The 11,871-nt window shown below is 73.2% G+C and carries 11 protein-coding genes and 1 pseudogene; 3 read left to right on the forward strand and 9 right to left on the reverse strand.

All coding sequences use genetic code 11. From position 1 onward, the window contains the following. The 6 genes and pseudogenes from AB0I41_RS24810 to AB0I41_RS24835 form a co-directional block, all read right to left on the reverse strand. Window positions 1-87 (reverse strand): annotated as a pseudogene (locus AB0I41_RS24810) (IS607 family transposase); the annotation flags it as partial. Then, on the reverse strand, window positions 84-338 hold the full coding sequence (locus AB0I41_RS24815) for a hypothetical protein (RefSeq protein ID WP_357112005.1): 255 nt from the start codon (window positions 336-338) through the stop codon (window positions 84-86). The pseudogene AB0I41_RS24810 and the gene AB0I41_RS24815, both read right to left, overlap by 4 nt. A gap of 226 nt (window positions 339-564) precedes the next feature. Next, entirely contained in the window at window positions 565-1,050 is a 486-nt protein-coding gene (locus AB0I41_RS24820) for a macro domain-containing protein (protein ID WP_357112008.1), read from the reverse strand. Window positions 1,051-1,097: 47 nt separating this feature from the next. Beyond that, window positions 1,098-1,871, reverse strand: a complete 774-nt coding sequence (locus tag AB0I41_RS24825) for a nucleotidyltransferase domain-containing protein (protein WP_357112011.1) — start codon at window positions 1,869-1,871, stop codon at window positions 1,098-1,100. Window positions 1,872-1,989: 118 nt separating this feature from the next. Further along, window positions 1,990-2,655: a DUF998 domain-containing protein gene (locus AB0I41_RS24830; RefSeq protein ID WP_357112014.1), complete on the reverse strand. Its 666-nt coding sequence runs from the start codon at window positions 2,653-2,655 to the stop codon at window positions 1,990-1,992. Between the two features lie 32 nt (window positions 2,656-2,687). After that, window positions 2,688-3,623, reverse strand: coding sequence for a diacylglycerol kinase family protein (locus AB0I41_RS24835; protein ID WP_357112017.1), 936 nt, complete (start codon window positions 3,621-3,623; stop codon window positions 2,688-2,690). Between the two features lie 23 nt (window positions 3,624-3,646). On the opposite strand from AB0I41_RS24835, the gene AB0I41_RS24840 reads away from it, so the two are divergent. The 3 genes from AB0I41_RS24840 (at window position 3,647) to AB0I41_RS24850 (ending at window position 6,082) form a co-directional block, all read left to right on the forward strand. After that, window positions 3,647-3,769: a hypothetical protein gene (locus tag AB0I41_RS24840; protein WP_357112020.1), complete on the forward strand. Its 123-nt coding sequence runs from the start codon at window positions 3,647-3,649 to the stop codon at window positions 3,767-3,769. A gap of 128 nt (window positions 3,770-3,897) precedes the next feature. After that, window positions 3,898-4,899, forward strand: coding sequence for a helix-turn-helix transcriptional regulator (locus AB0I41_RS24845; protein WP_357112023.1), 1,002 nt, complete (start codon window positions 3,898-3,900; stop codon window positions 4,897-4,899). A gap of 229 nt (window positions 4,900-5,128) precedes the next feature. Beyond that, window positions 5,129-6,082, forward strand: a complete 954-nt coding sequence (locus AB0I41_RS24850) for an alpha/beta hydrolase (RefSeq protein ID WP_357112026.1) — start codon at window positions 5,129-5,131, stop codon at window positions 6,080-6,082. Here the strand turns inward: AB0I41_RS24850 and fxsT are convergent. Genes fxsT through AB0I41_RS24865 form a run of 3 tightly spaced genes read right to left on the reverse strand, consistent with a single transcriptional unit; the run spans window position 6,076 to window position 11,817 of the window. Next, a complete protein-coding gene (gene fxsT, locus AB0I41_RS24855; RefSeq protein ID WP_357112029.1) occupies window positions 6,076-9,987 on the reverse strand; it encodes an FxSxx-COOH system tetratricopeptide repeat protein in 3,912 nt (1,303 codons plus the stop codon). The genes AB0I41_RS24850 and fxsT overlap by 7 nt on opposite strands. Next, complete coding sequence (locus AB0I41_RS24860; RefSeq protein WP_357112032.1) at window positions 9,984-11,150, reverse strand: TIR-like protein FxsC; 1,167 nt, start codon at window positions 11,148-11,150, stop codon at window positions 9,984-9,986. The genes fxsT and AB0I41_RS24860 overlap by 4 nt, the downstream gene beginning before the upstream one ends. Further along, window positions 11,137-11,817 carry a TIR-like protein FxsC gene (locus tag AB0I41_RS24865; RefSeq protein ID WP_357112035.1) on the reverse strand — a complete coding sequence of 227 codons (681 nt, stop codon included), beginning with the start codon at window positions 11,815-11,817 and terminating at the stop codon, window positions 11,137-11,139. The genes AB0I41_RS24860 and AB0I41_RS24865 overlap by 14 nt, the downstream gene beginning before the upstream one ends. Window positions 11,818-11,871: the final 54 nt, after the last annotated feature.

An 11,871-nucleotide genomic window follows, 5' to 3' on the forward strand; every position in this document is an offset into this window, starting at 1 on the left:
AGGGACCGGCATCTTCCCGTCCTTCACCCACCGCCAAGCGGTCTGATAGCTCACGCCCTGCTGGCGCGCCCACTCCGAAAGCTTCACCCAACCAGGATACGCGGCGATGCATGACTACGCCTGCCTATAAAATGGCGAGCAGTTGTTACCCCCTCCGCCACCTGGTCGAAGCGGCAGTTGGAGACCTCCACGTCACCGACGGCGGTCCCGCCGCCGATCACCACCCCGCACGCCCCGATCGAGGCCTCGGACGCGGCCGTCAACTCCTTGCGGTAGGCGACGGCGTACCGGTCACCGAACGCCGGCTCCAGCAGGATGCAGCTCGGAGTCACGGGCATGACTACCTCGTCTCGGAGTGCGGGGTGGGCTGGTCACACCCTCCGTTGCCGGGCCGGGGGCGATCTAGCGCGGACCCGACTGCACCGGGACGCGAACCCGACACGCACCATCTGTACGGCCACCCCCGTCGACCACACAGGCCGGCACCCGGGCGCTGAACGTCGTGGACCTCCGCACCGCCGGGCGTCGCGCCGCCGCCACACGCGGGAAGTCAGCCGATTTTCGCTAATCCTGGTCGTAGACGGTGACGGCGATGTCCCGCACACCGAGCGTGCGGACAATGATGGGCTCGATCCGGCTCCAGGTGCCACCGGCGAGCCCGCAACCGATGCGCGGCATGTGCACCGACGCCCCCAACGCCCGGACGTGGTCGCCGAGCGAGGTCAGGCATCGCTCGACGGCGTCGTACCGGATCGGCGGGCCGCCGCTGCCGGCCCGGATCCCCCGCTGGCCGACCATGTTCGCCACCCACACGTCCGGAGCGACCCGCACCAGGCGGACCGCGCCCAGGCCGAAGTCGTTGCGTGCCCGGTGCCGGTGCCAGTCGCGGTAGTCCCGTTCCGGCTCCGGCCAGCGACGGCTGACGGCCAGCACGAAGCCCCTGCCCCAGCCGCCGAGGTCGTTGCAGAGGTGCGCGATCACCTTGCGGCCCTTGGCCTGCGGGCTGGTCGCGTCACCCTTGATGATCGTCACCGGGGTCACGGCAGCCATGATGACAACCGGGTACGACGACCCGACAGCCGTTTTCGGAAGCGGTCTCAGCCGCCGGCCGCGATCTCCGCCAGCACCCGCCACTGGAACGCCCGGGCCTGCGCGCCGCTCGGCGGAACGCCACCGGCGCGCGCGGCGACGCAGCGCCCGATCAGGTCGCGGTCGTAGCCGGCGTCGGCCAGCCGGCGGCCGGCGGCGACCTTCGACAGCCACACCCCGTGCCGGGCCTTCACCAGCGAACGACAGGCGCCCAGCACCGCGTCCTCGGCGCCGGGGGCGGGCGCGTCGTCTGCCAGGGTGGGCAGGGCGAGCCACCAGCGCAGCGCCTCGACGAGCAGCCGCCGCAGGTCGTCCGGGGCGAGGCCGGCGAAGACGTCGGCGGCGGGCGGGCCGAGCAGCGCGTACCCGTGCTCGTGCAGGATGTCGCGGTCCAGGCCGTACCAGAAGCGGCCGTCGGCGGCGGGCCGGTCGGCGGGGTCCCAGGTGGCCCGGAACGGCATCCGCGCCCCGGTGTTGAGTTCGACCTCGAAACCGGGCTCGGGGGTGCCGGAGCCGGCGACCGCGCGGGTGTAGGCGACCAGCTCCAGGCCGCGCGCCGGGCACGGCAGCGCCTCGTGCCGCAGCCGGGCCACCAGGTCGCGCTTGCGTCCGGCGTCCAGCGGTCCCGCGACGACCAGCGCCACATCCACGTCGCTGCGGCCCGGCTGATAGGCGTCCAGGCCCACCGAACCGGCCGCGTACGCGCCGGTCAGGTCGCCGCCGAGAACGTCCCGGGCCGCGTCGACCAGGTCGTCGAGATAACGCCGTACGGTCGGGTCCATGCCCGCCATCCTGCCCCGGCCCGGTCAGCGGGCCGACCGCCGCCCAGCACGAGGAGGACCAGGGGTTGAGCCGGAACGTGATGACGGCCCAGGACGCGAGGCGGGCACCGCGGCACGCTCAGGTCGGGTCCGCGCCCGGACCGCTCCCGTCCCGGATGATCGCCTCGCCCTTGACCAGCCAGGCGATGCCGAAGGCGAGCACGGCGACCGTCTCGCACCAGAAGACCGGCTTGACCGTCTCCCGCACCGCGTCCGGGAGCAGGGTGCTGGCCGGCGCCAGCGCGACCGCCACGACGATGACCGCACCGCAGACCCGGTAGACGCGGTTGCGGACCAGCTTCTCCGGGGTGACCGGGACGACGGCCGGATCGGTCCGGGTGAACAGGAACAGGCAGAAGCCGGCCAGCAGCAGGAACAGGGCGGCGGCGCAGACCTGGTGCACCCGACCGACCAGGACATCGGTACCGCTGACCGGGCCGTCCCCGGCACCGGAGGCGGTGGGGAACAACGCGACCACGACCGCCAGCACGCCGGCGACGCTGCTCAGCGCGTCGTCCAGCGGGCGGTACCGGTAGCAGACGAGGAAGACGCCGATGGCGCACATGCTGCCGACGAAGACGTCCCGCATCGCCGTGTGGTACGCCCCGCTGATCGATTCGAGCAGCGTCAGGCGCCCGGCGAAGAGGGCGTTGCCGGCGGTCAGCACGAACGGCAACGCGATGCCGACCACGCCGATACCCAGGCGCAGCCGACGGACGGTCACCATGTCCTGTGGCGGGCCCATCACCCCTCCCCCGGTCACCACCGGCGTGCCTCTCAAGTCTCCGTCTCTGGGCAGCAGACGGTCAACGCCCCCGGGACCACCCTGACCTTTAACCGGGTCGTCTCGCCGCGCGCGCCGCCGTCCAGCTCGTACGTCTTCGGCACCGCGAAGCGGGCCTTGACCTTGCGGCCTCGGGTGATCCGGACGAACGGCGAGTCCTCGGAGCGGCCGGCGGCCATCCGGCCGAGGGTGCGCGCCCAGTCGATCGCGGCGCTGGCCGTGGAGACGCCGATCTCCAAGGCACCGTCGTCGGGGCGGGCGTCGTCGAACGCGGGCACTCCCCCGGTGATCGTGCCGACGTTGCCGAAGAGCACGCAGCTCGCCTCGCCGTCGAACCAGTCGGTCCCGTCGACCCGGATCCGGGTACGCACCAGCTCGCCCCGCACGTGGCGAAGGCCGGTCCAGAGGTAGGCGACCCGGCCGAGCCGGCCCTTGAGTGTGCGGTCGGCCTCCCGGATCAGGTCACCGTCGAAGCCCGCGCCGGCCATCACCGCGAAGTGCTCGCCGTTGAGCCAGCCCAGGTCCAGCCGGCGGCGGTGGCCGTACAGGCCGACGCGGACCGCCTCGGTGAGGTCGGCGGGGATGCCGAGGTTGGCGGCGAAGAGGTTGGCGGTGCCGGCGGGCAGGATCGCCATGGCGGCGCCCGATCCGGCAAGGGCGTCGGCGCAGCGCTGCACCATGCCGTCGCCGCCCCAGACGAAGACCAGGCCGGCGCCCTCCCTCAGCGCCTTGCGGGCCTTCTTCGGGGCCTTGCGGCTCTTCGGCACCTCGTACCAGAGCAGGTGCTCGACCCCGGCGGCGACGAGGGTCGCGCGCAGCTCGTCGAGGCCGCCCCCGAGGGTCTTCTTCCGGTGGGCGACGACCGCGACCGTGCCCATGTTCGCGGCGGTCGCGGGGCGCTCGTCGGCCACCGTGCTGCTGGTGCACATGACCGGAAGTGATACCCAGGCGGATGAACTCCCACGCCTCGCCCGGTGTCACCTGCGCGCGCAGGCTCTCCGACGGCGGGGGCTGGCGCGCCTTCACCGAGGACGAGGAGGTCCGGGCCGCCGCGGCGGTGTTGGCTGCTCGGTAACGCCTCGTTCACACTCCTGGCGCCAGCCGGTGAACTTCTGCGGGGGCCGGCCGACGACCGGCAAATCACCGCTGGCGCGGTCGCAACACCTGAGACACACTTGAGCCCCGACACCGAGGGACGGGGGCATGGCAAGCTCCACACAGGACGAGACGGCCGCGGCCTTCGTGCGGGAGCTCACGCACTGGCGACACCAGCGCCGACTGTCCAAGAAGGAACTGGCGGAGCGGACCGGCTTCGACCCCTCGTACGTCAGCCACATCGAGAACGGCCGGCACCAGCCGACCGAGGAGTTCGCCCGCCGCGTCGAGTTGGTGCTCGACAGCGGCAACCGCATCTGGCAGCGGTACGTCGACTTCGCCGGCGCGCGCGGGCACGGCCGGCTGCCCGCCCCGGGCCCCACGGCCGTGCCACCACCCGCCGGGCCGCACCTGGTGATCGACGACGAACAGGCCACCCTGTCCCTGGCCGACGGCTGGTACGAGTGCCGGTTCCGGCGGATCCTGCACAGCGTCGGCACCGAGCCGATCACCCGGCACACCGTGCAGATCGACATCGACCGGTTCCCCGACGACCCGGCCCGCTCCACGGCCTTCCACAGCCGCCACCCGCTCACGCTGGACGAGGTCGACTTCACCGCCACCATCGGCGCCGACCGGCCGGAACCGATGCGCTGGCGGGTGACCCGCAGCCGGGACGCCTTCCTGAAGATCGCCCTGATGTTCGACACCGGCGGCGCGCCCGTGCCGCTCTACCCCGGGCAGCGCACCGTGCTCGACTACGCCTACCGGGTGCCGGTGTGGAAGTACGGCGACTGGCTGCAACGCGACATCCGGCTGCCCACCCGCCGCCTCGCCATCCGGCTCGACCTGCCCGCCGCCGCCCGGCCCACGGTCTGGGGCAGCGAGACCTCGTTCACCTCCGAGACGACCGCCGACATCGTCCCCCGCCGTCGGGAACGTGAGGCCGTCGTCGGGTACGAGTGGCAGGTGCCCCGGCCCCGGCTGCGCGCCCAGTACCGGCTGCACTGGCGCTACGGCGACCCACGCGCGGTCGGGGCCGGTGCTCCCGGCGGCGGGTGGGAGCCCGACGCCCCGGCCCAGGCGTGCGGCGCGGGTGCCGACCGGTGACCCGCGGCACCCGTACGGGCCGGTCAGGGCGTCGGACGGAAGTTTCAGGAGAAGGACCGGACAGGTGTCGTTTCCGACAGATCCGGCCGCTTGTCGATGCTCTCCATAGCGACGCGACCGGCCCGACCGTTAGGCTCAAATGCTGAGTGAGGTCGTCGCAGCCGGATCAGCGGCTTCACCCGCCGGGTTACGCACGTTGGCTGAACGCAGCACCGGAAGGCAGGCTGGAGTGACCCGAGATGGCGAGCCAGGGGCCGAATTCGCCCGCCGCGCGGACAACAAGCGCGTGGCGTACGAGGTCACCGGCGCGCCCGACGGTTTTCCCGTCTTCCTCCTGCACGGCACCCCCGGCAGCCGCTGTGGCCCGAAACCACGCGGCATCGTGCTCTACCGGCTCGGCGTCCGGCTCATCGCCCACGACCGTCCCGGATACGGCGACTCCGACCGGCGGGAAGGCCGCGACGTCGCCGACGCCGCCCGCGACGTCGAGGCGATCGCCGACCAGCTCGGGCTGGAGCGGTTCGCGGTCGCCGGCCGCTCCGGCGGCGGCCCGCACGCGCTGGCCTGCGCCGCCGACGGCGCGTTACGCGGCCGGGTGACCCGGGTCGCGGTGCTGGTCAGCTTCGCCCCGTCCGACGCCGCGCAGCTGGACTGGTTCGCCGGGATGAACGGCGACAACGTGCGCGGCTTCGGCGGCGACGGCAACCGCGACACCGCCTCGATGATCGAACAGATCCGGCGCCGCGCCGCACGGGCGATCGAGGACCCGAGGTTCCTGTTGGAAGAGCTGATGGTGGAGATGAGCGCGGCGGACCGGCGGGCGGTCAACGACGCGGCGCTGCGGCGGCTCATCACCGACACCTACGAGGAGGCGCTGCGCGCCGGCCCGTACGGGTGGATCGACGACGTGCTGGCGTTGCGGCGGAGCTGGAAGTTCGACCTCGGCGCGATCGACACCGCGGTGACCCCGGTGCGGCTGTGGCACGGCGCGGAGGACACCTTCGCCCCGGCCAGCCACGCGCGGTGGCTGGCCGGGCAGATCCCGGGCGCTGAGGTCGAGGTCCAGCCCGGCGCGGCGCACTTCGACGCCGTGGAGGAGCTGCCGCGCATGCTGCGCTGGCTCACCGACGTCGACGCGCCGGTGGGCCGGGACGTGCTGATCGGCAGCCGGCCCGCTCAGTAGGGGTGCGGGTCGACGACCCGGCGCACCAGCCGGCCGTCGCGCAGCACCACCACGCTCGGGTGGCGCTGCCCGATCCGGTCGGCCAGCCGATCGGCGATCCGGGTCCGCCCGATGCTCACCAGCCCGCCCGAGGCCATCTGGTGGACGACCTCCAGATTGCCCAGGCCGCGCAGGGTGTCGGGGTGTTCGGGGCCGAGCACGTCGACCATCCGCTCGACGACCGTCCGCAGCCGCGCCCGGCCCTCCTCCAGCTCACCGGAGTAGATGTCGAAGACCGCGACGTTGTTGGCCGCCGCCATGACGAACGGGTGCCGCTCCTCCAGCGCCGCGCGCAGCGCCTCCACGGCGGACTCGGCGAGCGACCGGGCGGTCCCGGTCTCCCCCGCGTCCCAGGTCGCCACCGCCAGGTTGTTGCGGCAGACCAGCGCGTACGGGTGGTCGACGCCGAACACCTGGGCGAACATCTGCCCCACCTCGGCCAGTTCGGCCCGGGCCCGGCCGCCCTGGCCCAGCAGCATCAGGTTCGCGGTGCGGCTCAGCCAGGTGAACAGGGCGTCCGGGCTGGTCGGACCGAAGCTGGCCCGCAGCCGCTCGTGGGCGACGTCGAGCAACTCGGCCGCCTCTTCGATCTCCCCGGTGCTGCGCAGCGACACGGCGAGGTTGGCCTGCGCGACGAGCGCGTCGCGGGACTGCTCGCCGAAGAGCCGGCGGTAGCCCTCCACGACGCCCCGCAGCAGCGACACCGACCGCTCGTACTCGCCGCCCTCGCGCAGGTCCCGGGCGAGGTTGCTGGCGGAGAAGAGGGTCCGCGGGTGGTCGGCGCCCAGGACCAGCCGCAGCCGGCGGTAGGTGCTCTCGTCCAGCTCCCGGGACCGGGTGAAATCGCCCATCAGCTGGTACGAGGCGGCGAGGTTGTTGGCCGCGACCAGGGTGCGGCGGTTGTCCTCGCCGAACACCTCGACCGACGCCGCGTGGGTGCGCAGGTCCCGCTCCAGCGCCTCCCGGTAGCGGCCGAGGGCGCGCAGGTCGCCGGCGTAGCTGCCGGCCGTCATGAGGGTGTACGGGTGGCTGGGGCCGATCAGCTCCTCCTGCTGGCGCAGGGTGTCCTCGTCGAGCTGGCGGGCCTCCTCGAAACGGCCCAGGCCGCGCAGCAGGTTCGCCCGGTTGAACCGCAGGTGCAGCAGCTGCACCCGCAGGGCCCGGTGCGGCGAGGAGTCCGGTGAGAACTCCTCCAGCCGCGTCGACCAGGTCTTGTCCGCCTGCCGGGCGTACTGCTCGCCCTGCTCGAAGCCGCCGTTGAGGTAGATGTAGCGGATCCGGTCGATGACCAGCTGACGGACGTTGTCGTCCTGGCAGGAGACGGCGTCGGAGCCGTCCAGGTGCGGCCAGAGGATGCGGAACCGGTCCTGCAGGGCCGGGTCCTCCACCTCTCCGGACGGGCGGGACCCGGCGAGGATCCGGTGCACGTCGTGCTTGATCTCGTTGAGTTCGGTGTCGGACATCCGGACCCGGAGGGCGGCCTGCAGCAGGCGGTGCACCTGCACCCGCTGGGCGTGCAGGTCCACCTTGATCAACGCGAGCCGGTTGATCCGCTGCACCAGCGCCGCCGCGATGTCCCGCTCGGACACCCGGTCGGCCACCCGCGCCGCTACCACCGGGTCGTGCGGGGCGATGACCCGGGCCACCTGGTCGCCGTAGAGCAGGTCGAGGGAGATCTCCGGCGCCAGCACCGAGGCGAGCTGGAGCAGCCGGTACGCCCCGGCGGACTGCTCCCTGAGCCGCTGCAGGGAGTGGCCCCACACGTCGGTCTCCGGGCCGGTGCGTTCCAGCCCGGTTAGGTAGTCCCCGACCGGGGTGCCGGTGTCGGCCAGCCAGGCGCCGGCCATCGCGACCAGGATCGGGATGTTCTCCACCGCCTCGGCGACCTGCTCGGCCTCGGCGACGCTCATCAACTGCTCGCCGATGCGGGCCCGCAGGTGCGCCACGCTCTCTGTCCGCTGGAACGCCTCCACGTCCACGGCCCGGGCCAGGTCCCCCCAGTCCGGGTTGCGGGTGGTGACCAGCACGTGGCCGTTGCCCTGCGGCAGGAAGTCCTTGACGTGCTCGTACTGGTCGGCGTTGTCGAACACGAGCAACCACCGCGGCGGTGGGCCGCCGTCGTCGTGGCGCTCGGCGCGGCTGAGCCACTGCCGCACCGCCCGGGTCTTCTCCGGGATGGTCGGCAGCTCCGGCAGGCCGAGCTCCCGGCCGAGGTCGGCCACCTGCACGTCCACGAACTGCGGCGGGTCCGCGTCGATCCACCAGACGATGTCGTACGCCCCGCGGAAGCGGTGCGCGTACTCGATGGCCAGCTGGGTCTTGCCGATCCCGGCGCCGCCGAGCAGCGCCACCGGGGTGCGGTCGTTCCCGCCGGCCTTCAGCTCCTCGCGCAGCCGGCGCAGCAGCTGCTCCCGCCCGGTGAAGCGCACGTTGCGGCCCGGCGGGTTGAACACCTCCGCCCCGACGGCCGGGTACCGCGCCCCGGGCAGACCCCGCCCGCCGTCGCCGGTCGGCCGCCCGACGAGCTTGAGCAGCTGCTCCGTGGCGGCCTCGACGCCCCGGTTGTGCACCGAGGTCCAGCTGCCGACGGGGACGTCCGGGGCGGGCGCGGTGTCGTCGAGGTGGACGGCGAGCGTGGACCCGCCCCGCCCGGCGGCATCCGTGCCCAACCGGTCCTGCGCGGCGACGTACGCCCGGGAGACCAGCCTCAGCTCGCGGGAGGCGGTGTCGGCCTTCACCGGCGCCGGGGCGCCCGGCGGGACGGTCAGCACCCGCAGGTCCGCCGCGGTGAGCACCGCCTGCACCCACTCCGCCCAGGCCTGGTCCTCGGCGGCGTGCCGCAGCACGATCAGCTCGTCGGGGACCGCCGGCTTGCGCTCGAAGCGCTGGACGGTCTGCCGGCGCAGCGCCTCGTCGAGCCGGGGCAGGGCGGTGATCCGACCGTTGGTGATGTGGCTGGTCAACGTCTCGTACGCGGACAGCAGGGTGGTGCGGCCGCCCGGCTCGTCACCGAAGGTCGCCAGCGTCTCCTCGTAGGCGTAGTAGGCCCGGTAGGGCACCTCTACGGTCAGCCAGTACTCCTGGCGTTCGGCGTCGGTCATGCCGCTGGGCAGGCCGGCGAAGCGCTGCATCGCCAGCGTCCGGCCGGCGTCCCGCTTGCCCTTCTCCCCGTCGTCGACCCGCATCGGCACCGGCAGCACCCGCCGCGCGCGGCGCCCCTCGTACCCGCGGACCCGGCGGGCGACCGCCGCGGCGCCGTCGATGCCCTGGTCGCTGAGGGTGAAGCAGTCCACCAGCACGTCCGGCAGGTGGATGGTGCAGATCTCGGCGACGTCGCTGATGCCGGTGCGGCTGTCGATCAGCGTGTAGTCGTAGTGCCGCTTCATGTCCTCGCGCAGCGCGTCGAAGAACTGCGCACCGCCGAGCCGGTTGTAGAAGTTGTCCCAGTTCAGGCTGGTGACGCTGGTGGCGTAGTCGGGGTTGTGCCGGCCGGCGAGCAGCAGGTCGAGGCTGCCGCCGCCGGGGAACTCCCAGCTCACCGAGAAGGCGTACTTGTGCACCCGGGCGAACTGGCGGTGCCAGTCACCGGGGCGCGGGGCGTCGGACTCCCCGCGTCGCCGGGCGTTCTCCCACTCGTACTCCAGGATCAGGTCCATCACCCCGCCGGTGGACGCGACCTGCTCGGGGTCGAGGAACGGCGCGTAGAACCGGTGCAGACCGGGGGATTCCAGGTCCCAGTCGGCGACGAGCACCCGCTGCCCGTTCGCGGCCAGGATCCAGGCCGTGTTGGCCAGCGCCATGGTGCGACCGGTGCCACCCTTGTATGAGTAGAAGGTGACGACCTGGCCCTCGCGCGGTCGCGTCATCGGTCTTCCTTCCCTCGCCCTACGTCTGATGCGCCGGCCGGACGCAGGCTCGGCCGGGGCACGGCCGGGCCGTCGGGCGGATCGACCGGCCCGTGCCGGAGGAACTGCTTGCGGGCCTCGATCACCAGCTGCGGCGCGCAGCGTTCGAACTCCGCGATCTCCCGCACCGGCAGCACCTGCGGAAAGCGCGCGTCCTGCAACGTACCGGCAATCGCCTCGGGCGTCGTCTCGCCACGCTCGCCGGCGGCGGCGATGACCAGTGGCACCGCCCAGCGGGGCAGCCCGTCGACCACCTCGCGCGCGGCCTCGGCGCCGATGGCGGCGTCCACCAGCACGACGGTCGGGCACTGCGGCGCCTGGGCGCGGGCGTCGGCGAAGGCGACCACCCGGGTGGACAGGCCCAGCCGCTCGGCGGTGGCGGCGACGTAGTCGGCGACGCCCAGCTCGTGCTGGTCGCCGTACGGCCGCCAGCGCGGACCGTGCGGGGTGAGCGTGGTGACCACCAGCGCCGTCTCCCCGCTGTCGGCGACCGGGCTGCTGGTCACGGTCGCGGCGCGGGACGGGGCGAGCGGCTCGCTCTCCGCCACCGCGATGATCCGCTCGGCGAGCACCGCCAGGATGCTCTCGTACTGCCGGCGGTAGGCGCTGAGCTTGCACAGCGCCCGCAGCCCGTTCTCGGCGTAGTCGGCGCGCTCGGCGTCGTCGCTGACCAGCTCCAGCGCCTGCGCCGTCTCCGGCCGCTCCTCCCACGGCGACAGCGGCAGCCAGAGCACCGGCAGGACGTGCCGCGCGGCCCGGCCGGGCGCCAGCCGGGCGAGCCGGCTACGGAACGAGTCCCGCTCGCCGACCGCCCAGGCGTTGCTGAAGTACTTGGGCGAGTAGAGCGGCACGAACACGTGGGCGACGCTGAGCGCGTCGGTGAGCGTCTGCTTGAGGTCGGCGCCGGGGCTGACCAGCCCGTCGAAGAACCCCACGTCGAGCTCGCCGGTGCGGTGGGCGCCGCGCCGCACGACCGCGCCGAGGTCCTGGAAGAACCGGTTGACCCAGAAGTCGGTGTCGGGGCGGGCCGCCGCGGACAGCGGCACGGAGTGGGCGTAGCTGAGGAAGAAGTACGTCTGCCGGCCGGCCACCGCGGCTGCCGAGGGGGTGTCAGACCAGGTCATGCCCGACCTCCTCGAACGTCTCGCCGAGCTCCCGCATGTCGGCGGGGACCTGCGCCTGCACCCAGTGCGTGTGGTACGCCCTGGCGACGCGTTGCGCCAGGCGCCACACCACCGCGTCGTAGGCGTCCTTGCCGTTCTTGCCGAGGCTCAGCAGGCCGTAGATGCCCTCGTCGTGGTACTGCGGGGCGATGTCCGAGGGTAACCGGGTGGGGGTGAACATCTGCCGCTGCGACACGACCGGCGGCACCCGCTGCCGGTCCACCACCGACCAGTTGACCGGGATGATCGGGGTCTCCCCCGGCGTGGCCGCCGCCCCCGGGCGCAGGGTGAACCGGCGGCGGGCGAAGGCGTCCCACTCGCGGGCGCACCAGGCGCTGTTGAGGTACTGCGGCGAGATCAGCGGGATGAAGACCTGGGTGTGGCCGGCGGCGAAGGCCAGGTCCTCCGTCCACAGCTGCCCGCCGTCGATCATCCGGTCCATGAACCCGGCCGGGCGCCCCGGCGGCAGGCCGAGCAGCTCGACCACGTGGTCGGAGAGGTCGACGAAGAGTTGGAACACCTTCAGGTTGGTGTCCCGCGGGGGCGCGGCGACCCGGTTCTTCGTCCGGGCGTAGCTGAGGAAGAACACGGGCGCCCCTGGGTCGACCCGGAATTCTTCCTCGGTCACGTGCCGCTCCCGCCCGACGTGGGACACCCTGGACAGTCCACAGTATCGGCGTAC

Source organism: Micromonospora sp. NPDC050200 (assembly GCF_040656135.1).
Lineage (GTDB): Bacteria > Actinomycetota > Actinomycetes > Mycobacteriales > Micromonosporaceae > Micromonospora.

Bases quoted from the DNA above. Each gene is read 5' to 3' on its own strand.
- AB0I41_RS24830 (WP_357112014.1), bottom strand. From the start codon at position 2,655: ATGGGCCCGCCACAGGACATGGTGACCGTCCGTCGGCTGCGCCTGGGT.
- AB0I41_RS24835 (WP_357112017.1), bottom strand. From the start codon at position 3,623: ATGTGCACCAGCAGCACGGTGGCCGACGAGCGCCCCGCGACCGCCGCG.
- AB0I41_RS24815 (WP_357112005.1), bottom strand. From the start codon at position 338: ATGCCCGTGACTCCGAGCTGCATCCTGCTGGAGCCGGCGTTCGGTGAC.
- AB0I41_RS24825 (WP_357112011.1), bottom strand. From the start codon at position 1,871: ATGGACCCGACCGTACGGCGTTATCTCGACGACCTGGTCGACGCGGCC.
- fxsT (WP_357112029.1), bottom strand. From the start codon at position 9,987: ATGACGCGACCGCGCGAGGGCCAGGTCGTCACCTTCTACTCATACAAG.
- AB0I41_RS24820 (WP_357112008.1), bottom strand. From the start codon at position 1,050: ATGGCTGCCGTGACCCCGGTGACGATCATCAAGGGTGACGCGACCAGC.
- AB0I41_RS24845 (WP_357112023.1), top strand. From the start codon at position 3,898: ATGGCAAGCTCCACACAGGACGAGACGGCCGCGGCCTTCGTGCGGGAG.
- AB0I41_RS24860 (WP_357112032.1), bottom strand. From the start codon at position 11,150: ATGACCTGGTCTGACACCCCCTCGGCAGCCGCGGTGGCCGGCCGGCAG.
- AB0I41_RS24840 (WP_357112020.1), top strand. From the start codon at position 3,647: ATGAACTCCCACGCCTCGCCCGGTGTCACCTGCGCGCGCAGGCTCTCC.